At 63.1% G+C, this 21,659-nt stretch carries 19 protein-coding genes; 10 read left to right on the forward strand and 9 right to left on the reverse strand.

Annotated elements, in window-relative coordinates:
• The first annotated feature begins 94 nt into the window (after positions 1-94).
• Positions 95-982 carry a LysR substrate-binding domain-containing protein gene (locus RA19_RS21615; RefSeq protein WP_039166830.1) on the forward strand — a complete coding sequence of 296 codons (888 nt, stop codon included), beginning with the start codon at positions 95-97 and terminating at the stop codon, positions 980-982.
• Here RA19_RS21615 and RA19_RS21620 read toward each other — a convergent pair.
• Positions 979-1,914, reverse strand: a complete 936-nt coding sequence (locus RA19_RS21620; RefSeq protein ID WP_052261971.1) for a CobW family GTP-binding protein — start codon at positions 1,912-1,914, stop codon at positions 979-981. The two genes, RA19_RS21615 and RA19_RS21620, sit on opposite strands and share 4 nt — an antisense overlap.
• On the reverse strand, positions 1,914-3,662 hold the full coding sequence (locus RA19_RS21625) for an amidohydrolase (RefSeq protein ID WP_039166831.1): 1,749 nt from the start codon (positions 3,660-3,662) through the stop codon (positions 1,914-1,916). Before RA19_RS21625 ends, RA19_RS21620 begins: the two co-directional genes overlap by 1 nt.
• 191 nt (positions 3,663-3,853) lie before the next feature.
• Here RA19_RS21625 and RA19_RS21630 point away from each other — a divergent pair, with 191 nt between their 5' ends.
• From RA19_RS21630 to RA19_RS21655, 6 genes are all read left to right on the forward strand, one after another.
• A complete protein-coding gene (locus tag RA19_RS21630) occupies positions 3,854-4,783 on the forward strand; it encodes a LysR substrate-binding domain-containing protein (protein ID WP_193748316.1) in 930 nt (309 codons plus the stop codon).
• A 133-nt stretch (positions 4,784-4,916) separates the two neighbouring features.
• Positions 4,917-5,984: an ABC transporter ATP-binding protein gene (locus RA19_RS21635; protein WP_039166833.1), complete on the forward strand. Its 1,068-nt coding sequence runs from the start codon at positions 4,917-4,919 to the stop codon at positions 5,982-5,984.
• 65 nt (positions 5,985-6,049) lie between these two features.
• Positions 6,050-7,153, forward strand: coding sequence for an ABC transporter substrate-binding protein (locus tag RA19_RS21640; protein ID WP_039166835.1), 1,104 nt, complete (start codon positions 6,050-6,052; stop codon positions 7,151-7,153).
• Positions 7,154-7,176: 23 nt separating this feature from the next.
• The gene (locus RA19_RS21645) at positions 7,177-8,004 is read left to right on the forward strand and encodes an ABC transporter permease (protein ID WP_039166837.1); all 828 of its coding nucleotides are present in this window, start codon (positions 7,177-7,179) and stop codon (positions 8,002-8,004) included.
• A complete protein-coding gene (locus tag RA19_RS21650; RefSeq protein WP_052261974.1) occupies positions 8,001-8,804 on the forward strand; it encodes an ABC transporter permease in 804 nt (267 codons plus the stop codon). The genes RA19_RS21645 and RA19_RS21650 overlap by 4 nt, the downstream gene beginning before the upstream one ends.
• A gap of 26 nt (positions 8,805-8,830) precedes the next feature.
• The gene (locus RA19_RS21655; protein ID WP_039166838.1) at positions 8,831-10,213 is read left to right on the forward strand and encodes an FAD-binding oxidoreductase; all 1,383 of its coding nucleotides are present in this window, start codon (positions 8,831-8,833) and stop codon (positions 10,211-10,213) included.
• Between the two features lie 161 nt (positions 10,214-10,374).
• On the opposite strand, the gene RA19_RS21660 is transcribed toward RA19_RS21655, so the two are convergent.
• The 5 genes from RA19_RS21660 to RA19_RS21680 are packed head-to-tail and all read right to left on the reverse strand — an operon-like array spanning position 10,375 to position 16,347.
• Positions 10,375-11,412 (reverse strand): aromatic ring-hydroxylating dioxygenase subunit alpha, encoded by a 1,038-nt coding sequence (locus RA19_RS21660; RefSeq protein ID WP_039166840.1) that lies wholly within the window; start codon positions 11,410-11,412, stop codon positions 10,375-10,377.
• Positions 11,413-11,414: 2 nt separating this feature from the next.
• Positions 11,415-11,966, reverse strand: coding sequence for a hypothetical protein (locus RA19_RS21665; RefSeq protein WP_039166841.1), 552 nt, complete (start codon positions 11,964-11,966; stop codon positions 11,415-11,417).
• Entirely contained in the window at positions 11,959-14,835 is a 2,877-nt protein-coding gene (locus tag RA19_RS21670) for a 2Fe-2S iron-sulfur cluster-binding protein (RefSeq protein WP_039166843.1), read from the reverse strand. The genes RA19_RS21665 and RA19_RS21670 overlap by 8 nt, the downstream gene beginning before the upstream one ends.
• Entirely contained in the window at positions 14,832-15,083 is a 252-nt protein-coding gene (locus tag RA19_RS21675; RefSeq protein ID WP_052261976.1) for a sarcosine oxidase subunit delta, read from the reverse strand. The genes RA19_RS21670 and RA19_RS21675 overlap by 4 nt, the downstream gene beginning before the upstream one ends.
• Positions 15,084-15,093: 10 nt before the next feature.
• A complete protein-coding gene (locus RA19_RS21680; protein ID WP_039166845.1) occupies positions 15,094-16,347 on the reverse strand; it encodes an FAD-dependent oxidoreductase in 1,254 nt (417 codons plus the stop codon).
• A gap of 135 nt (positions 16,348-16,482) precedes the next feature.
• Between RA19_RS21680 and RA19_RS21685 the strand changes: the two genes are divergently transcribed.
• The 3 genes from RA19_RS21685 (at position 16,483) to RA19_RS21695 (ending at position 19,125) form a co-directional block, all read left to right on the forward strand.
• Complete coding sequence (locus RA19_RS21685) at positions 16,483-17,559, forward strand: hypothetical protein (protein ID WP_039166847.1); 1,077 nt, start codon at positions 16,483-16,485, stop codon at positions 17,557-17,559.
• Positions 17,560-17,563: 4 nt separating this feature from the next.
• A complete protein-coding gene (locus RA19_RS21690; RefSeq protein ID WP_052261977.1) occupies positions 17,564-18,166 on the forward strand; it encodes a carboxymuconolactone decarboxylase family protein in 603 nt (200 codons plus the stop codon).
• 173 nt (positions 18,167-18,339) lie between these two features.
• Complete coding sequence (locus RA19_RS21695; protein ID WP_039166848.1) at positions 18,340-19,125, forward strand: phytanoyl-CoA dioxygenase family protein; 786 nt, start codon at positions 18,340-18,342, stop codon at positions 19,123-19,125.
• Here RA19_RS21695 and RA19_RS25935 read toward each other — a convergent pair whose 3' ends face one another.
• Both RA19_RS25935 and RA19_RS21705 read right to left on the reverse strand, forming a co-directional pair.
• A complete protein-coding gene (locus tag RA19_RS25935) occupies positions 19,126-19,773 on the reverse strand; it encodes a glutathione S-transferase family protein (RefSeq protein WP_052261978.1) in 648 nt (215 codons plus the stop codon).
• A 72-nt stretch (positions 19,774-19,845) separates the two neighbouring features.
• Complete coding sequence (locus tag RA19_RS21705) at positions 19,846-21,444, reverse strand: ABC transporter substrate-binding protein (RefSeq protein WP_052261979.1); 1,599 nt, start codon at positions 21,442-21,444, stop codon at positions 19,846-19,848.
• Between the last annotated feature and the right edge of the window lie 215 nt (positions 21,445-21,659).

Consider the following 21,659-nt stretch of genomic DNA (forward strand, 5'->3'; position numbering starts at 1 on the left):
GAGGGCATCATTGCCCTGCGCCAATCCATATGTAAAATTGCAAAAAACGATCCACTTATAGGCTACGCCTATACATCGGAATTGAGGGAAAGAGATGCGCCACAGCCAGCTCCGCGCCTTTCATCATGTTGCGCTTCTGGGCGGCTTTTCCCGGGCTGCAAAAGCACTGCATCTGACCCAGCCCGCGGTCTCGGAACAGGTGCGCAAGCTGGAGCAGGATCACGACCTCTTGCTGTTCCGCCGCGAGAAGAAGCAGATCACCCTGACGCCCCAGGGCGAGGAGCTGCTGCGGCTGACCAAAGGATACTTTGAGATCGAGGATCAGATCGGCGACTACCTCTCAGAATCCGGCGCTGCGGTGGAGGGTGAATTGCGGATCATCGCGGACTCGGCTCTGCACATGACCGCCTTCCTGGGGCCGTTCCGGCAGAAGTATCCGAACATCACCATCTCGCTGCGGACCGGCAACACCGAGGAAATCCTGGAGGAGCTGCGCGCCTATAACGCCGAGATCGGCGTGGCCGGCAGCCTGACCCCGGGCCGCGACATGAAGGTGCTGAACCTGGGTGCCACCGGCATCACCGCCTTTGCCGCCCGCGGGCTGCTGCCGCCCGACAAGACAAGCATAGCCTTTGACGAACTGACCAAATTGCCGCTGGTGTTCCGGGAAGCGGGCTCAAAAACCCGCCAGAACTTGGATGCCGAAGCGCAGCGCCGCGGCATCACCCTGAAGCCCGCCATCGTCGCCGAGGGCCGCGAGGCCGTGCGCGAGCTGGTCGCCTCGGGCGCCGGCGTCGGCTTTGTTTCCGAAGCCGAGTTCGGCCACGACAACCGCCTGATCCCGATCCCGCTGGAGGACACAGACCTGACGATGAGTGAAAGCATCGTTTCGCTGACCCAGCGGCAGGATGTGCGGGTGATCCGTGCCTTCATGGAGTTTGCCGCCGGCACGCTGGCCCGGCAAACCCCGGCAAAACCTTAGGGGCAGGGCAGGGCGGCCAGGGACTGCTCCATATGATTTTTCAGGAAGCCAGCTGTTTCCAACCCGTCTTCACCAATGGCAACCAGGCGCGTTTCCGGCGCACCGCGCCACAGGCCGTCCTTGTGGAACTCAATCCGCGAGCCGACCTTTTGAAACACAATCCGGGTGTCCGGAAAATCCGCACAATAAAGCACGCCTTTGGACCGGAATACCGAAGCGGGCAGAGTACCTAGCGCAGACTTGAAGCTGGCATAACTGTACGGCTCTTGCACCGACCAGCTCTGCGAGCGAAACCCTGCGGCCGGCCGCGATTGCGGCAGGACAACGTTTTCCGGGTCATGCCGGCCGGTGTCCAAAAGATACTGCACCGGGACTTTTCCGTTGCAGGCCTTATAGGCGGGCAGATCCGGAAACAGCCATTGCGCGCGGAAATCGGCAACCCGCTGCGGCTGCACCAGATCCGTCTTGGTCAGCACCGCGATATCGGCAGCCTCAATCTGCGCCTGCACCAGTTGCTGGCAGTTGTCCGACAGCGCATCGGTGTTCTCCACATCCAGCAGAGTTACCACCGCATCCAAACGGGCATAGTCCCGCAGCTGCGGATAGCCGAAGACCGAAGCGATGCGGCCGGGCTGCGAAACCCCGCTGGCCTCGATCAGCAGATACTCAGGCGGGTTGTCCGAGCGGAACAGCGCCTGCAGCTGCGCCACCAGATCGCTTTGGATCGAGCAGCAGACACAGCCGTTTGAGAGCTCCATCACCTCACGCTCGCGCTTCAGGATCAGGTCGGCGTCGATATTGACCGCGCCGAAATCGTTGACCAGCACGGTGATATTCAGTCCGTGATCTCCCTGCAGCAGGGTGTTGATCAAGGTGGTTTTGCCAGCGCCGAGAAAGCCCGCGACGATGGTAACCGGAACGCGCGTATCCATCAGATGTCCTTTGGCGTGAAATCAGGGACAGGGGAGGTGATGCGGCGTTCAAAATCCGTGCCCTGCATCCAGCCCTTGGGGTCATGCACAATCTCGCCATCCACCATGGTCAGATGCACCTGCGATTTATGCCAGTTGCCCTTGGCCTCGGTCTCCAGCAGGTTGCGGTCCAGCACAATCAAATCGGCGGTCTTGCCTGCAGTGATCGAACCGGACACATCCTCGCAGCCCATCGCATAGGCGCCGTTGAGGGTCAGCATCCGGATTGCCTCCTCGGGCGTGATTGGCTGGCCCAGTTTGCCCTCCATCTCGCCGCGCGGGTTTTCGCGGGTGACAAGGGTCTCAAACCCGAACCAGGGATCAATGCTGCTGACCGGCCAGTCGGTCCCCATCACCGTGACCCCGCCCGCATCCAGCACCCCGCGCACGTTATAGGCCTCCTGCAGCCGTTCCCCGAAAGACGACCGCGCGCCGATGGTGAACTCCGAAGGGAACCAGCCCACCGGCGAAAACTCGGCAATCACGTCCAGTTCGGCAAAGCGGGCCAGGTTGCCCTCGTCCAGCAAGGTGGAATGGGCGCATTGATGGCGCATGCCGCCGGGACCGTTGCGGCGGCGGCACTCAGCCACTGCATCCAGGAAAATGTCCGAGGCGCCATCACCGGTGCAATGGGCAATCACGCGGATGTGCTTGCGGTCCATTTCCGCCACCATGTCATAGATGTGCTCAGGCGTCAGATTCAGCGAACCCTGCCAGGTCTTCTCGTTCGGCCAGGGGATGATCAGGTAAGAGGTGCGCGGCTCGGCGGTGCCGTCAAAGTGGAACTTGACCGCATTCGCATTGAGGCGCTTTGAGCGGTAATAGTGCCGTTCGCCCGCCAGCAGCTCCCAGCGGCGGCGCACCGGGAAGATGTCGTCCTGCCAGCTGATCGCCGCTTCAACCCGAACCGGCAGCTCACCCGCCAGGTCGATGGCGCGCAGCGCATCCAGCCGCTGTTCGCAGACATGCACGTATTTCGTTGCCACAACGCCGCGGGCAGACTGGAACCGCGCGCCCTCGCGGTAGGCGCGGGTCAGCGCGTGCATCGGCGGCGGCGGCATTGCTGCCATGATCAGCGCATAGGCGCCATCCACCAGAATGCCGTCCGGTTCGCCGGTCAGCGGGTCGCGCACAATGTAGCCGTTGTTGGGGTCCACGGTGTCCTTGCCGACGCCCGCCAGTTCCAGCGCCTTGGAGTTGGCCATGCAGCTGCCCCACATCCGGTCCATGATCGCAACCGGCCGGTCCGGGATAAAACTGTCGAGCCATTCACGCCCCGGCGTCTGCCCCGCCTTGCGGAAGGCATAGTGGACAAAATGCTTGCCGAAAATCCACTCGCGGTCCGGATTGTCCGCGGCATAGCGCAGGATCGCCTCGCGGACCTGATCCGGGGTTGGGGTCTCAAGCCCCACATCCAGATAGTCCGAATACTTCGGCCCTAGTGCAAGATCCGGATGGGTGTGCATGTCGTAAAGCCCCGGCATGGTAAAGGCACCATTCAGATCATGCACATGGGTGTAATCCGCAATCAGCGGCTCCATGTCAGCGTTGCTGCCCACCGCCATAAACCGCCCGTGTTTGATCGCCACCGCCTCGGCCCAGGGCTGGTCCGGATCGACGGTGTAAATCCGCCCGTTCCGCAGCACCATATCCGCCGCGGGCAGCCCTTCGGGCGTGTTGGTCGACCGGATTCCGGCGCTCGAAACCATGCTTTATCCTTTCCCTTGCCGCGCAGCCACTGCCTCGCGCCATACCGGACCGGAAATGCGGCCGGCTTGTTCCGGCACAGTAAGAACGCAGAATTTCTCACGTCAAATGAAAGAAATTCCGCTGCGTTTCCGAATTTTTCTCATGTAATATGCCCAAAACTCTGCATAGAGAGGTCCCGAACATGGGCAGCATGGCCGAAAGAGACGCAAGCGACGCCCGCCGGGTTTACCCGTCGATGACCGCGCTCAGGATGCTTGAGGCGGTGTCGCGGTTGGGCAGCCTGCACAAGGCATCGGAGGCGATGTTCGTCACCCCCAGCGCCGTCTCGCACCAGCTGCGCAACCTGGAGCAGATGCTGGGCGTCAAGCTGATCAGCCGAGCGGGCCGCAAGGTGGAACTGACCTCGGCCGGCAACCGCTATGTGCAGGACATCCGCAAGGCGCTGGAGATCGTCGAGCGCGCCAATGCGCCGCTGGGCGACAGCGAACCATTCGGCCCCTTGCGCATCAACTGCGCGTCCGGATTGGGCAGCTATTGGCTGGCCTATCACATCACCGAATTCCTGGATCTCTTTCCCAACATCGACCTGGAGATCACCAACGAAACCGACCGCAACGATATCCTCAACGATCAGACCGACTTCTCGATCATCTACGGCGACGGCGCCTGGCCCGGCAAACATGTCCAGCACCTGTTCACCCCGCGCGCTTTCCCGGTTTGCTCGCCCGGCTTTCTGGAGCGCCACGGCCGCATCCGCACCCCTGAGGATCTGGTGAAACTGCCGCTGCTGCACCATCGCAATCAAAGCGACTGGGTGGTCTGGCTGTCCGCCGCCAGCAAGAAGAGTTTCGAGCTGAGCAAAGGCATTGTGTTCTCGGACGTGACCCACAACATGAACGCCGCCATCGCCGGCGCCGGGATCGCGATTGGCGACGACATCCTGGGCCGCCACGCGCTGAGCGAGGGCAAGCTGGTGCGCCTGTTCGACACCGAAATCCGCGGCCCGCACGCCTATTACATCGTTGCCCAGAAGGAACGGATGCAGCGCCGTGTCTGCCAATTGGCGATCGACTGGCTGTCGCGCTGGTTCCAGGAATACACACTGCAAACACAGAGCTAGTCAGGCGCATTATCGTGAGAATTTTTCACGATAACACGGCAATTACTTTCATTTGACGTGAAAAAAACTGACTGCAATCCTCCCGCCAATGCTCAGGGCCTTGCCAGAGCCAGGAACGACGGGGAGCCAGTCAGTGTCACAAATCGCGGCCAGCAGCATCTGCAAGTCCTATGGCGACTTCAAGGCTCTGCACGACGTCAGCATGGAGATCAGCAAGGGCGAGTTCCTGACCTTCCTCGGCCCCTCCGGCTCCGGCAAGACCACGTTCCTGATGATCCTTGCAGGTTTCACCGAACAGACCTCGGGCCAGCTGATGAAGGATGGCCGGGACATCAGCGCGATGGCCGCGGAAGAGCGCAATTTCGGCATGGTGTTCCAGGGCTATGCGCTGTTTCCGCATATGACCGTCTGGCAGAACGTCGACTACCCCCTGCGGGTGCGCAAGATGGGCAGCGCCGAACGCAAGCAGAAGGTGGGGCGGATCATCGAGACTGTTGGCCTTGCCGAACATGCCCACAAGAAACCTTCGCAGCTTTCGGGCGGCCAGCAGCAGCGGGTGGCGCTGGCGCGCTCACTGGTGTTCCAGCCGGACGTTCTGCTGCTGGATGAGCCGCTCTCGGCGCTCGACCGCAATCTGCGCGAACAAATGCAAAGCGAGCTGAAGCGGGTGCATGAGGAAACCGGCACCACCTTTGTCTTTGTCACCCATGACCAGGGCGAGGCGCTGGCGATGTCCGACAAGATCGCCATTTTCAACAAGGGCCGGCTGATGCAGCTGGCGACGCCTGACCACATCTACAACGCACCGGATTCGCGCTTCGTGGCGGAATTCCTGGGCCAGATCAACATCTTCCCGGTCGCCAGCCCCGGCATAGACGGCGGGCTGTTGCGCGGCAATCTGGACGGCACGACGCTTTCGGCCGCCAACCCGGGAAACCGCGTGAACGGCACCGCCAGCATCGCGGTCCGCCCCGAACACATGACCCTCAGCGCCGAGCGCCCCGCGGATCAGGCCAATGTGCTGCCCGCCCGGGTGATCCAGACCACCTATCAAGGTTCGCACAGCGACCTGGTCCTGCAGACGCCGCAGGGCCATAGCATCAGCGCCTCAACCCACAACGCCAATGGCGCGCTGCCCAGCGTCGGCAGCGATCTGTGGGTCGGCTGGTCGCCTGAAAACAGCATCGTGATTGCCGACTAACAGAACCGGGCCGCGCCATCCAAGGCGGCAACCAGACCCGGCCGCAAATCATCAGGGAGGAAACCATGAACAACTTTCAACGAGACTGCTGCGAGCTATTGGCCGAGCGCTTCCGCTCCGGCAAGCTGGACCGCCGCGGCTTTCTGACCGGGCTGGTGGCCTTGGGCGCCGCCACTGTGGCCGCACCGGGCGCCCGCGCCGCAGGCCAGGAGCTGGTGGTGGTCAACTGGGGCGGCGATGCGATCGACGCCTACTCCGCAGCCTTCGCCGAAGCCTACGAGACGGCCACCGGCAACAAGCTGAAAATCGACGGCTCCGGCCCGCTCGAAGGCTCGATGAAAACCCAGTTCGAAAGCAACTCGGTCCGCTGGGACGTCTGCGACGCGGAACCCTATTCCGCGATCCGCCTGGGCCGCGAAGGTATGATGGAGAAGATCGACTATTCCATCGTCGACCGCAGCAAGATCGAGCCGGGCTTTGACGGCGAATTCTACGTTCCCTCCTATTTCTACAGCAACGTCATCGCCTATGACGCAGCACGTTTCGGCGATGATGCGCCCAGCACCTGGGCCGATTTCTGGAACGTGGAGAAGTACCCGGGCAAGCGCACGCTTTACAAATGGATGACCGGCGTGCTGGAGGCCGCGCTCTTGGCCGATGGCGTTGCCCCTGCCGAGCTTTACCCGCTGGATGTGGACCGCGCGCTGGCCAAGATCGAAGCGCTGAAGCCGCATATCGTCAGCTTCTGGTCCTCCGGCGCCGAAAGCCAGCAGCTGCTGCGCGACGGCGAGGCCTCGATGGGCCTGCTGTGGCACACCCGCGCCAACCTGACCAAACAGGACACCGAGGGCGAGGTCGACTGGACCTTTGACCAGGGCTTGGTGTCGCCGTCCGGCTGGACCGTGATCAAAGGCAACCCGGCGGGCGCTCAGGCCGCGATGGAGTTCATCGCCCTGGCCCAGAACCCCGACAATCAGGTGACTCTGCTGAATGAGCTGGGCAACGGCCCGGCCAACCCCGCCGCCCATGCGCTGGTCTCGGAAGAGATGAAGCCGGTTGACGCGAGCTCCAAAGAGAACCTGGAGCGCCAGATCGTGCTGCAGGCGGAATGGTACGCCGACCACTACGGCACCGCGCTGGACAAGTATCTGGCCCTGGTCAGCAGCTAACGCCTAAGGGGAAGGGCAGCGAAATGGCCGCACGGCTCAATATACACACCATAGCCATGTGGCTGCTGCCCGCCCTGTTCCTGGCGGTCTATCTGGCACCGCTTCTGGGCGTCTTCGGCTGGTCCGTCTCCCGGCCCGAGCCGGGTGCGGAGAACTATGTGCGGATGCTGACGGATGCGGATGCGCTCAACATCATGCTGCGCACCGCACGGGTTTGCATCCTGGTCACCCTCACCTCGGTGCTGCTGGCCTATCTGCTGGCATATCATTGGGTGTTCGGCTCGCCCGCACGCAAGCTGTTCATGGAGCTCTGCATTTTCATCCCCTTCTGGATCTCGGTGCTGATCCGCGCCTTCGGCTGGGTGGTGATCCTGCGCAATAAGGGCATCCTGAACGAGAGCCTGCTGTCCATCGGCGCCATTGCCGAGCCGCTGACCCTGGTGCGGACCGAATTCTCGGTGATCCTGGGCATGGTGCATTTCCTGGTGCCCTTTGCGGTTTTCCCGATCGCCTCGGTCATGCGCCAGATCGACAGCCGTGTGCTGCTGGCCTCCCGCGGAATGGGCGCCAGCCCGGGTTTCACTTTCTGGAACGTGTTCCTGCCGCTCACTGTGCCTGGAATCCTTGCCTCGGTGATCATCGTCTTTGTCTTTGCGCTTGGCTTCTTCATCACGCCGGCAATCCTTGGCGGCGGCAAGATCGTGATGATTGCTGAATATATCTACATCCAGATATTCCAGACCTCGAACTGGGGCTTTGGCGCCGCCCTCAGCATCGGCGTGCTGGCGGTGGTCGCCGCAATGGCCGGGCTCCTGTTCAAGGTCATCCGCCCGGAAAGGCTGGTCAAATGACGCGCAAGCCCCTGAATCTGCAAAGCTGGCTGCTGAAACTTGCCGCCGTGCTCACCGGCGTCTTCATGCTGATGCCGCTGGTGGCGGTAATCCCGGTCTCCTTCACCCCCAAGCGCTTCCTGTCGCTGCCCAAAGGCGACTGGTCCTTGCGCCACTACCAGGCGCTGCTGACGGACGAGGCCTGGCTTGCCAGCATCTCCGACAGCGTTCTGGTGGCGCTGGCCAGCAGCGTAATCGCCACGGTTCTGGCAGCGGCATTCGCCCTGGGCCTGTGGTTCCGCCAGCCGCGCTATGGCGGCGCGCTGGTCGGACTGGCGCTGCTGCCGATGGCAGTGCCGCCAGTGGTCTCGGCGGTGATCATCTACTTCCTGCAAGCGCGCATCGGCCTGATCGACACCTATGCGGGACTGATCCTGACCCATGTGATCATGGTGACGCCTTTTGCGGTGATCGTGATGCTGACTGCCACCTCCCGGCTAGACAAATCGCTGGAGCTTGCCTCCCGCAACCTTGGCGCCTCGCGGATGCAGACCACCTTCTGGGTGGTGCTGCCAAACCTCAAGTTCGGCCTGTTCTCGGCCTGGTTCCTGAGCCTGGTGCTGTCCTGGGAGGAGATCGCCGTCACCCTGTTTGTCAGCGGTATCGACGTGATTACCCTGCCAAAGCGGATCTGGGACGGGCTGCGCCTGAACGTCGACCCGATTATCGCTGCGGTCTCGGTGATCCTGATGGTTCTGACCACCATCGCCATTGTCGCCAAGACCCTGCACGAGCACCGCAAAGGCAAGTCCGGCAGCTAAGACCGGGCGTAACGAAAGCATCCCTGATGGACATCAACCAGATTTCCGAGCTGTTCGCCCAGGCGATCGGCGCAAAGAACGTGATCACCGGCGAGCGGCTTGCCCTGCGTGGCACCGGTTATTGCGCCGCGAGCTATGACGGCGACGTACTGCTGACGCCTTGCTCGGCGCAAGAAGTCAGCGAGGTCTGCCGGCTGGCCGCCGAACACGGGCTGGCCATTGTTCCGCACGGCGGGCTGACCGGGCTGGTTCAGGGCACCGCAACCGCGCCGGGGCAGGTTGCGCTGTCGCTGGAGAAGATGAACCGCATTCTGGACCTCGACCCGGTGCAGGGCGTTGTCACTGCCGAGGCCGGCGTCACTCTGCAGCAAGTAATTGACGCCGCCGAACCGCACGGCTTTGCCCCAGGCGTCGACCTGCCATCCCGCGGCAGCTGCACCCTTGGCGGGCTTGCTTCGACCAATGCCGGCGGTATCCAGGCGATCCGTTACGGCATGGCGCGCGACAACATCCTGGGGCTGGAAGCGGTGCTGGCCGACGGTACCATCCTCGATCTGAACAACACTCTGCTCAAAAACAACGCAGGCTACGACCTGAAGCAACTGTTCATCGGCTCCGAAGGCACGCTGGGCGTCATCACCAAGATCACCCTGCGCCTGCACAGCCGCCCGTCCTCGGTGCAAACCGCGCTGATCGGCTGCGCCGGAACCGAGGATCTGTTCCAAGTGCTGGCCAGTACCCGCAAAGCCTTTGGCGCCAGCCTGTTGTCCTTTGAGGCCATGTGGCCGGAGTTCTTCACCCAAATCGCCACGCATCTGGGCAACCGCCTGGTGTCCCCCGATTGCGGCATCTACGGGGTGATCGAGACCGGCCAATGGGGAGAACCCGGGCAAGACGACGCCCTCACGGTCTTCCTGGCGCAATGTTTCGAGGACGGCCTGCTGCAGGACGGCACCGTCGCCCAGTCCGAAACCCAGCGCCGCACCATCTGGCAGCTGCGCGAGGACGCAGACGTGATCGAAAGCCTGAGCGGCCCCTGCCTGTCCTACGATGTTGGCCTGCGCCTTAACGATATCCCGGGCTATGTCGAACAGCTGCAGGAGCGGATCGCCCGGGATTGTCCGGGTGTTGGCTGCTATGTCTTCGGGCATATGGGCGACGGCAACCTGCACATCATGGCCGGGCCCGCTCCTGACCCCATCAGCCACGCGGCAATTGACGGCGCGGTCTACGGCGTGCTGCAGCAGTTTGCAGGCACCACGGTTTCGGCAGAACACGGCATCGGGCTTGAGAAACGCGCCCATCTGCCGCTCAGCCGACCCGACGCCGCAATTGCCGCGATGAAACAGCTCAAGGCTGCACTAGACCCTAAGTGCATGCTTAATCCAGGCAAGATCTTTGCCTGCTAGGCTTACAATTCTCGGGCGCCGCAATGGCCATTTTCGCCACCGGATCGCCTGCGATCCGGTTCGCGCCCGTCCCCGCCCCCCAGGGCGGGCGCGAAACGCCCCCCCTCGGTGCCAGGCGCGAACCTGCCGTTGTGTCCGAATTCATGGAGACAAGTTTTCCTTCAAGCCGGCTCGGCAGCCTTGCTCTCCGCGTCAATCATCTTTTGCAAGCGGCGGCGGAACAACAGCGGGCCGGCATCAATCGCCAGGTCCACGTTGCGGGTGGTCTTCGCGTCCATGCCCTTCTGCACTTCGGTCAGAATGTCGCGGTCCTCGTTGAAAGCAAACTCCACCGAGTCGCTCATGTACTGGGAAATCTCCGCGTCCTCCGCATGCACATTGCGGATCTGGAACCAGTAATAGCGGGTGGTGGTCTCATCCACCGGTGTCATGAAGTTGTAGCTGTCCATCTGGAAATACTGCCCCTCGGGCAGGTTTCTGGCATCGCCGCCAGTGCCTGCCGGGGTGAAGACCGCCTTGATATAGGCCAGCGAAGGGTAACGGACCTCGTAATGCTGCTCACGGTCGCAGTTGCCCTCAAACGGCACCAGTTTCTTGTAGAAGGGCGCCACTTCCACGTCATACATCCAGCGCGAGACGATCACACCGCTGTCGGTACCGGTGACGGTCAGCGGCTCCTCTTCGCAGGCAGCATTGCCGAACGAGCTTTGGTGCACCCAGGCGACATGGCTGGGGTCGAGCAGATTGTCGGTGATATACAGGTAATTGCAAGGAAACGGCATCGCGTCGCCCTTGTTGATGCCCCAGCCCGGCTCCTCGAAATGCTCGACCGTGAAGATCTTATCCGTATCCGCCAGCGCCGGGTCGCCCATCCAGATCCAGACCAGCCCATAGCGGCTCTCGACCGGGTAGGAGTGGATGTTGGTGGCCGCCGGGATCTTGTCCTGGCCGGGCACGCGGACGCAGCTGCCGGAGCAGTCAAAGGTCAGCCCGTGGTAGCCGCACTCGATGTGGTCGCCCTTGATGCGCCCCTTGGACAAAGGCAGCTTGCGGTGCGGGCAGGCGTCGATCAGCGCAACCGGGGCGCCGGCTTCAGTGCGGTAGATCACGATCTTTTCGCCCAGCACCTTGATCTGGCGCGGCTCGCGGGTGACTTCGCTGTCCCAGGCAGCGACATACCAGGTGTTGCGGAGATACATGTTCAGCCTCTTCTGTCTGGGGCGCCGGGATTGACCGGGCGCGGGTAGGTGGATGGATCGGCAGGGTCGTGACGGAGCGCCAAGGCGCGCAGGTGGTCCGCAAAGGACTGCGCGGCAGAGCGGTAGACCACCGCATGCACATCGCGGGTGTTGTGCCACCAAAGGGTGGCGTCGTGGCCGCCCAGCCGGGTGCGGATGCAGCGGGCCTGGCGGATGTGCGGCGCGAACAGGGTGGCGCAAGTGTAGTGGTCCAAGAAATGCAGCGCCTCGACCCCGCGCAGGCGGAAGCGGGTCAGGCCGTGGCCGATGTCAGCCGCGCGGTAGCTGCCCGCGGACAACGGGCCGCTGCTCCAGATTGTGCCAGGCCAGAGCCGCAGCAGGAAAGTCGCGCCGTCCTGATGCATCCGGCCAAAGGGCAGCAGACTGTCCAGAACCTCTGGCTTTGCATTCAACGCAGTCAGGGGCAGGAATTCTTCGTCCAGCCGCAGTCCCAGCGGGCCGGGCAGAAAGCCTTCGGCATCGCTTGCGCGGGTGATTTCCGGTGCATCAGCCATGCAGCCGCTCCCCCTCCGGATCATAGAAACAAGGGGCTGTCACTCGCACCCTTACCGATGCGCCTGCCACCGGAGAATGCGCCCAAAGCACATCCCCTATCCGGTTGCGGCCATCCCGCAGGAAGCCAAGCGCAATCGGGTGGCCCAAGGACGGGCTTTCAATCGCCGCAGTCAGATGGCCGATGGTTGCGGCGCAACCCTTGGCGTCGAGTTCGCTGTCACTCAGATGAGCGGCATAGGGGATGATCGTGGAACCATCTTCCGGCACCAGCCCCACCAGCTGCTCGCGGCCCTCGGCCTGCAGCCCCGGGCGCTGCAGCAGGGCACGGCCCAGGAAGTCCTTTTTCTTCGAGACCATGCCGCCCATACCCAAATCCCCCGGTGTGCGGCGGCCGTCGATCTCGGTGCCCACCGACAAATGCCCTTTCTCGATCCGCAGCACGTCCAGCGTTTCCAGGCCGTAAGGCGTGATGTTCCATTCCGCGCCGCGTTCCATGACACGCGCAAGCAAGGCCTCCGCAAAGCCCGCAGGCACATTGATCTCATAGCTCAGCTCGCCCGAGAAGCTGACCGAGAACACCCGTGCGGGCAGCCCGTCCAATTGCCCTTCGCGCACGGCGGCAAAGGGGAACGCCTGCCGGGAGGCTTCGAAATCCGGCCCCAGCGCCTCCAACAGCTTGCGCGCGTTCGGGCCCGCAATCGCCAGCGAGGCCCAGTGATCGCTGACATCCGTCAGGCTCACATCCAGCTCCGGCCATTCCACTTGCGCGCATTTTTGCATGTGGCGCCAGACCGATCCCGCATTGGCGGTGGTGGCGGTGACCAGAAAATGCTCCGCACCCAAGCAGGCAATGGTGCCGTCGTCAAACACATAGCCATCCTCGCGCAGCATCAGCGCATAACGCAGGCGGCCCGGTTTGATGGCGGCAAAGTTGTTGCAGTAAAGGCGGGAGAGGAACTCCAGCGCATCCGACCCCTGCACGTCGATCTTGCCAAGGGTCGACATGTCCACACAGCCGAGTGAGCTGCGCACCGCGCGGGCCTCGCGCTCAATGGCCTGCGCCATGGTCTCACCCGGTTGCGGGAAGTAGCGGGAATAGAGCCAATCGCCCGAGGTCTGGAACACGCAGCCCAGCTTCTCGAACCCGCTGTGAAACGGCGTGCGCAGGATGGGCGTCATCTGCATGCCGGTCCCGGCCCCAACCAGCGCGCCCAGTGAAACCGGCGAATAGGGCGGGCGGTAGGTGGTGTGGCCGATCTCCGCCGCCTCGCGGCCGGACAGCGCAGCAATCTCCAGCACCCCGTTGGTCCAGCTGGTTTTGCCCTGGTCGGAGCCCATCCCAAGGGTGGTGTAGCGCTTGGTCAGCTCCACATCCCGGTAGCCCTCGCGCTGCGCCAGGGCGACGTCGTCGCGGGTGACGTCATTCTGGAAGTCCACGAAAGCCTTGCCCTTACCAGCAGCGAAGACCTCAGCAGAGGCCGGCGCTGGAGACGGGCGCGAAAGATTCAGGTGTTTGTGCATCTCCAGCTCGGCCATCGCTTGGTGCGCCGCAGCCTTGCCGTCGGCAATGCAATCGGCGCTGTCCAGAACCGCGCGGGCGCCGCCGATGGGGCGCAAGGGGCCGTCTGTCTCCGGCGGCAGCAGGCTTTGCGTCTGATCCGAGAAGCTCAGCCGCTCTCCCATCTGCGCAAACAGATGCGCGGTGGGCATCCAGCCCGCCGACATGGCGAGAAGGTCGCAAGGCGTACGCTGCTTGCGTCCCTGCGCGTCGCGCCAAGCAAGCCCGGTCAAATGCCGCTTGCCTTGCGTGGCAAGCAGCCGGGCACCGGCAGGCAGGTCTGCGGCAATGGAAATGCCTGCCTCCCGCAAGGCAGCTACGGTGTCCGCCCGTTCCTGCGGATCGGCCACCGCAACCACTGCACTTCTGCCAGGCGCTACAGCAAAGCGGCGGATATAGCTGCGTACAGCGCCAGCCAGCATGATGCCGGGGCGGTCGTTGCCGGGAAACACCAGCGGCCGTTCGATGGCACCCGCCGCCAGCAGGATACGCTTGGCCCGGATCTTCCAGAACACCGCCTGGCAGCTGCTGCCTTCGGGCAGGGTTTCGACTGCCTGCACCAACCCGTGGTCATACTGGCCAAACGCCAGGGTGCGCGGCATCACGGTGACATTGGACAGAACCCGCAGCGCCTCCTCGGCATCTTCTGCCCAGTCCTGCGCGGACAGTCCTTGCAGCGTTGCATCAGAAGACAGCAGAGAGCCTCCCAATACGTGATCCTGCTCCATCAGGATCACCGTGGCGCCGGACTGCGCCGCCGTCACCGCCGCTGACAGCCCCGCCGGGCCGCTGCCGATCACCAGCACATCGCAGCTCTTGCGCCGCTTGTCATACAGCGCCGGGTCCGGCGACGGATCCACTTTCCCATGCCCTGCTGCCTGCCGGATCAGCCGCGCAAAGCGCTGATGCCAAGCCCCCTGCGGCCACATGAAAGTCTTGTAGTAAAAGCCCGCGCTGATCGTTTTGCCCATCAGCCCCAGCGCCGCGGCCCGGTCCTTCTCCAGCGAGGGGAGGGCGTTCTGGCTGGAAACTTGCAGCCCTTCCCGCAGGGGCACTTCTGTCACCTTCAGGTTCGGCGTGCTGCCGGTTTCGTCCCGGACGGTGACCATGGCCGAGGGCTCCTCCAGCCCGGCCGACATAATCCCGCGCGGGCGGTGGTACTTCAGCGAGCGCGCCACCAGATGGCGGCCGCCCGCCAGCAGCGCCGAGGCCAGCGTGTCGCCGGGATGGCCTGTCATCATCTCGCCATCAAAAGTGAAGTGGAGCGTCTGGCTGCGGTCGATCAGACCGCCGGCCGGCAAACGTCTCATGTCTGGCCTCCCGGGATGATCTCATGGGAGGCCGTGTCGCGGGTGACCTCAATCCAGGCCTCGCAGCCGCTGCTGTGATACCAAAGCTCCCGCAAGGGACCGCGCGGGTTCTTTCCCATGTGGAAGGCTTGGCTCCAGGTGCCAGCATCCGATTGACCGTCCAGCGCGGGCAGATCGCGGCAGGGGCCGCCATAGGTGAACTCGCTCTCCTCGCGCAGGCCGCAATGGGGGCAGGGGATCAACAGCATCGCATCGCTCCTAATGCAGCCAGGGGTAGGGGCCGGCGCCGGCGTCATCCTGCTCGGCACCCAGCGCAAACCGCTCATAGGCAAAAGGCTGCAGCAGTTCCGGCAGCTGTCCGGTGGCCAGCAGCGCGGCCATCTGGTGGCCGACGGCAGGGGTTGCCTTGAACCCGGCATAGCCCCAGCCCGCATTGATCATCAGCCCCTCCACCGGGGTCGGCCCCAGGATCGCATTGCCGTCCATCGGGATATCCGCGATCCCCGACCAATGCCGCATCAGCCGCAGACGCGACAGGAAGGGAAACATTTGCAGCGCCCGCGCCAGCACATCCTCGATCCGCTCGAAACTGCCGCGGCGGGCGAATGAGCTGTAGCCGTCGGTCGCGCCGCCCAGCACAAACTCGCCCTTGCTGGTCTGGCTTACATAAGAGTAGCCCGCGTTGTAGTTCACCACCGTGTCCAACGCCGGTTTCACCGGTTCGGTGACAAAGGCTTGCACGTTGACGGAGTTCAGCGGCAGCTCCAGCCCGGCCAGGGCCGCAACCTGGGTGCTGGCACCGGCAACGCTGATCAAGGCTTTGCCGCAAGCAATCCGGCCCTTGGGCGTCTCAATCGCCTGCAGCTTGCCGCCCCGTACCTCGATACCCGTCACCGGGCAGTTCTGGAACACATGGATACCCGCTTGCGAGGCCTTGCGGGCAAAGCCCCAGGCCACCGCGTCATGGCGCACCACGCCGCCGGCCTCCTGCACCAGGGCGCCCGCAATCGGGAACCGCTTGGGAGACGCCATATCCAGCTCCGGCACCCGTTCCTGCAGCGCATCGCCGGTCAGGATCGATGCCTCCGCCCCGCCCAGCCGCATCGCATTGGCGCGCAGGGTGAAATGCTCCAGCTCGCCGTCGGAATGGGCCAGGTCGACATAGCCGCGCGGCTCGTACATCAGATTGAAGTTCAGATCGCGGCTCAGATCCGCCCACAGCCTCAAGGCAAAATCCTTAAGCCGGAAGCTCGAATTCAGCAGGTAGTCCGACCGGACAATCGTGGTGTTGCGCGCGGTATTGCCGCCGCCGATCCAGCCTGCCTCGAGCACCGCAACATTGGTAATTCCGTGCTCCTGGGCAAGGTAATAGGCCGTCGCCAGCCCATGCCCGCCGCCGCCGATGATCACCACATCATAAGACGTGCGCATCTCCGGCGTGCCGACGGCCGCCTGCCAGTGCTTGTTTGCGGTCAAGGCATGACCCAGGATGGAAAAAGCGGAATAACCCATGCCGGACGTCCCAGTTGAATCTGTGATCACAGATAGCGAAGCAACTCCGGTTTGGCAAGCGTGAGATTTCTGTTGATCTGTGATCACAGAATCGTCATACCTGAAGAATGTCAATGGGCCCGGAGGCAAGAATAAATGGCTGACTTCCCGCTTGCAGACCTGGAGCCAGGCGCACGCAACCTGTTGCTGGCCTGCGCCGGCGCGCAGCCCGGCGACCGCATCCTGCTGGTGGGTGAGACGGGCAAGGATCTCTATTTTGAGCCCGAGCTTTGCACCGCCGTTGCCCAAATCGCCGAAAGCCTTGGCCTGAAACCCGAAATTGTCATGGCTGAACCGGTGGCCCATGCCGGAGAATTCCCCGCCGCCGTGCGCGCGGCGATGGAACGCGCAGACCGCACCATCTTCTTCTCCCGCCTCGGCGATCAGGTGCGTTTCAATCTTGAAGGTAGCAAGGCGGTGATGACCTACACCCTGACCCGCGAGCACCTGGCCGCGCCTTTCGCCAGCGCCGATTTCAGCGCCATGAAACAGGTGCACGACGCGCTGCTGGAGTTGATCCTGAACGCCAAATCCTGGCGCATGACGGGCGATTGCGGCACCGACCTGATCAGCGACATCAAACCGGGCCGCGACAGTGCGATTGCCGAATTTGCGCTCGAGCTTTTTCCGGTAATGATCTTCCCGCCGGTGCATTGCCACAACATGCGCGGCACCCTGGCGATCAAGCACTTCGTGACCTCCTCCTCCACCCGCGCCTATGCGGACAGCACATTGGTGCTGGACCAGCCCGTCCTGGCCCAGGTCGAGGACTCGCGAATGGTTGCCTTCGACGGGCCGGCCGAGCTGGTCTCGCGCCTGAAGAAACAGCTGCAGCGCGCGGCGGAACTGACCGGCGGCGACCCGTACCGGGTCAACTCCTGGCACACCGGCATCAACCCCGGCACCTTCTACAAGGGCGACCCTTACGAGGACCTGGAGAAATGGGGCACCGTCGCCTATGGCTCGCCCCGCTATACCCATATGCACGCCGCGGGGATCGACCCGGGCGATGCGGCCTTCCACCTGATGGGCCAGACGATCTCCTTCGACGATCAGCTGATGTGGGACAAGGGGCGCATGGTTTTCCTGGACAGGCCGGAGATTCAGGCCATGCTGCCCGAAGACCAGCGCGGGTTCCTGAATTCCTCCGTGCTGCATGACATCGGGATCTGAACACATGAAACAGGACATCGCCTGGGTAGAGGTCATCCCGCAGGAAGACGCGGCAGGCACCCTGGCCGATGCCTACGACGCAGTCAAAGGCAGAGACGGCAAGGTCGAAAACCTCTATCTGGCGATGTCCCAGACCCCCGCCGCCATCCAGCCCGCGGATGCCCACTATCTGGCGCTGCTGCACAACCCGGACAATCCGCTGGAGCCCTGGCTGGCCGAGCTGGTCTCGACCTATGCCGCAATCCTCTGCGGCTGCCGCTATGCCGCTGTCAATCACGGGGCGAACTTCCGGATGTATCTGGGCGACGAGCCCCGTGCCGATGAAATCCTGCAAGCACTGGAGGCGGGCAGGGAGCCCGAGGGCGAAGACGCCCGGACGCTGGCTGCACTGCGTTATGCCCGGAAACTCTCGCTGACACCCGAACAGATGAGCGCCAAAGATCTGGACCCGCTGCGTGCGGCGGGGTTCTGCGACAAGGGGATTTCCTACCTGATCCAGATTACTGCCGCCTTTGCCTATTGGGCGCGGATGATCAACGGGCTGGGCACGCAGCTGGGCGGCACAGTCGGGCTGGCAGGCGCACCCAACCCCGCCGGAGCATCGTGACCGGCGCCTTTCTGATAGCCCTGTTTTGCCGGATGACCACCCGGTCGCCCTGGCCTGCCTTTGTCATCGACTGCCGCAGTTCGCCGCGCCTCTCCTGAAACCGCCCTTGGCCTCCCGGCAAACCGGGAGGTGATCGCAACCGGGCGCCCAAGCGCCCGTTCAGGAGCAATTCAATGGATATTCTGACCAAAGACACCGCCGGACTGGCGGAAAAGTACAAGAGTGAAGGCGTGGTTGTGGTGCGGGGGGCGCTGACCCCCTATTGGCTGGAACAACTGCGCGCCGCCGTGGAAGAGGAGCTGAAACGCGGCGAACGCTATTTTGCCTACCGCAACATGCGCAGCCAGCCCGGCATCTTTCAGGACTTCTGCCTGCATTCCGGTATTGGCCGGCTGGTCGCGGACATTGGCGGCTCTTCCTGGGCCTCGCTGATCTTCGACCAGATGTTCGTCAAGGAGCCCGGCACCCGCACCCAGACCGGCTGGCACACGGATCAGCCCTATTGGCCGGTGGCCGGGCCGATCCTCACCACCTGGATCGCGCTGGATCCGGTGGACGCCGACAACGGCGCGCTGGAGTTCATTCCCGGCAGCCACGCTTGGGGGAAAAAGTACCGCCCCTTCACCACCGATCAGCTTGGCAGCTTTGTGGACTACGTCAAAAAGGACGATCCGCAATACACCGACATGCCGGATTTCGAGGCCGAGCGCGATCAGCACCGCATCGTGCATTGGGACCTGGCGCCCGGAGACCTCCTGGCCTTTGATGGTTTCATTGTGCATTCGGCCATGGGCAACCGCACCTCAACCCGGCGGCGGCGCGGCTATGCGGTGCGCTTTGCCCTGGATCAGGCGCGGTATTACCCAAACCAGGGTGTTGCGGAATGGCTGGAGGACAACAGCCTGTCCCTGGGCGATCCTTACGTGAGCGAAAAGTTCCCCAGGGTGTTCAACCGCTGATCAGCCCTTGCGCCGGGCCGCCTCGGCCCGGTGCTGCGCCAGCATGTTCTGCACGGCTGGCCGGGCGCAGATCGTCTCCCGGTGGCGGGCGATGTTCGGGTAGGCCGTGATATCCCCATCCGGGAAAATCACATCCCACAGGGCCTGCATGCCCAGGACGAAGTCCGGCACCGTGGGCTCCGCGCCAAAGAAGTACGGGCCATCAGCCAAGGCCGTGTCGAGGGTTTCAAAAACCCCCTTCAAACGCGCCATTGAGGCAGCTTTCAACGCTGCCTGCTGGTCCGCTTCGCGGTGATAGAACTCCGGGTGGTACTGGATGATCACATCCGGCTGCAGCGTGGTCGCCAGGTAGTGGAACCACTGCAGAAAAGCCCCGCGACGCGGATCGCCGGGCGGGATCACCAGGCCTGCCTCCGGGTGGCGCTCGGCCACATAAAGACACACCGCGCCGGTCTCAAACACTGTGCCATCCGGGCCTGCCAGCGCCGGGGTGCGGCAATGAGGGCTGGCGGCCAGGAAGTCCGGATCCGGGTTTTCGTCAAAGATCCGGATCCAGCGCACGCCATAATCCGCACCCGCTTCCTCCAGCACCGCATGGGCGCTCATCGCGTAGGTGTCGGGGGCGCAGAACAGGGTATATTCGGGCATTTCTCGGGTTCCGTTACCAAAAAACCGGCCCGCATGGGGAATGCGGGCCGGCATATCAGCGTTAGGGCCGGATCAGGCGTCGATCCAGGCGGTGCGCTGCATCTGGTAAAAGCCCAGCGGGCCCGAACCATGCGGTGTGATGCCCTGCACCTCGTTGCGCGCCGCATCGACAAAGTTGCGGAAGCCCAGCGTCACATGGCCGCCGTCGTCATGCAGCATCTGCTGCATCTCGCCATACATCTCCTTGCGCCTAGCAAAATCGGTGACCGAGCGCGCCTCCACCAGCAGCCTTTCAAAGCGCTCGTTGTTCCACAGCGTCTCGTTCCAGCCCGACTCTGCGGCAAAGGCGATGGAGAAGATCAGATCCGGCACGGGCCGCGGGTCCCAGCCCGAGGTGACCATCGGCTTCTGGATCCAGACTGCGGACCAGAAACTGTCCGAGGGCGGGTTGATCACATTGAGTTTGATGCCTGCCGCCTTGGCGCTCTGCTGCACATGCTGGGCCGAGGCCAGCGCCCCGGTGCCCGCCACATCCGAGCCGTAGATATCAATCGGAACATTCTCCAGCCCGGCCTTCTTGATGTAGTGGCGCGCCTTGTCCGGATCATAGGCGCGCTGCGGAATATCCGCGTTGTAGTAGGGGTCAATCGGCGCAATCGGGTGGTCGTTGCCGATGCTGCCCAGCCCTTTGAGGATGTTGTCCCGGATGCCTTCCCGATCGACGGCGTATTTCATCGCCATGCGGAAATCGGCGTTATTGGTCGGCTCGCGGTCCATGAGCATCGCCAGGTTGATGAAGGCACCGGAGGGCGCATTGACCACATAGCCGATACCGCTGTTGTCAATCAGCCAGGTGGCCTTCTGATCCAGCTGCAGCAGCACATTGATGTCACCGGCAATCAGCGCATTGATGCGGGCGGTGTTGTCGGCGATGCCTACAAATTCCAGCTCGTCCACATAAGGCCCGTCATCGCCCCAGTAGTTTTCGTTGCGGGCAAAGACATAACGGCTGCCGGGCGTGAACTCGACCACCTTGAACGGGCCGGTGCCGGGCGGGGTTCCGATGAAATCCTCCAGATCGCGCTTGGTGACGTGCACGCGGGTGTCCGACAGAATCATCGGGAAATCGGCGTTTGGCGCTTTCAGGTTGAAGCGCACCTGATGCTCGCCCAGCTTCTCGATGTCCTGAATCTGGCTCATGTAGGCTTTGCCCGCTGATTCCGATCCCTCGCGGAAATGCCGGGTCATCGAATAGATCACATCTTCGGCGCCAAAGTCCGACCCATCGTGGAAAGTCACGCCTTTGCGCAGATTGAACACCCAGGAAGAGGCATCCGCATTGGCCTCCCACGAGGTGGCCAGCCAGGGCATCGGCTGCAGATTGGCATCCCGGTTCACCAGGTTCTCATGCACCGAATAGCCCATCTGCAGGTTCGAGGTGCTGTAATATTTGGTCGGGTCCAGGCTGTCCTGCGCCTGGGCGGATTCGATCCCGACAACCAGCCGGCCGCCTTTCTTGGGCGTTGCTGCTTGAGCCCGCTGCGCGGTCAGGCCGGTGATCACGCCCGCTGAAACACCGGCCGCAGCCAGGCTTCCCATGAACTGCCGCCGTGACAGTTTCCCCGCCACATATTGCTGGAACTGGTAGTTTTTGAACTTGCTGTCAGACATTCATAGTCTCCGCTGTTGGGTGGTCCGGCACTGGACTGCCTGGATCTTTTTTCCGGCCCTTTACGGTCCGGATTTTGTTTATTGGGTTAAACTGTGATCACAGAATCATGTAAAAATCAAGCATCTTTGATCACAGATGCCAGCCGTGATAAGGCTGGGGAGAGCAGCAGCTGGCTGGCGGCAGCGCCCGCAGCCAAAGACGGAAGCGGATATTG

This window comes from Leisingera sp. ANG-M1 (assembly GCF_000813745.1).
Lineage (GTDB): Bacteria > Pseudomonadota > Alphaproteobacteria > Rhodobacterales > Rhodobacteraceae > Leisingera.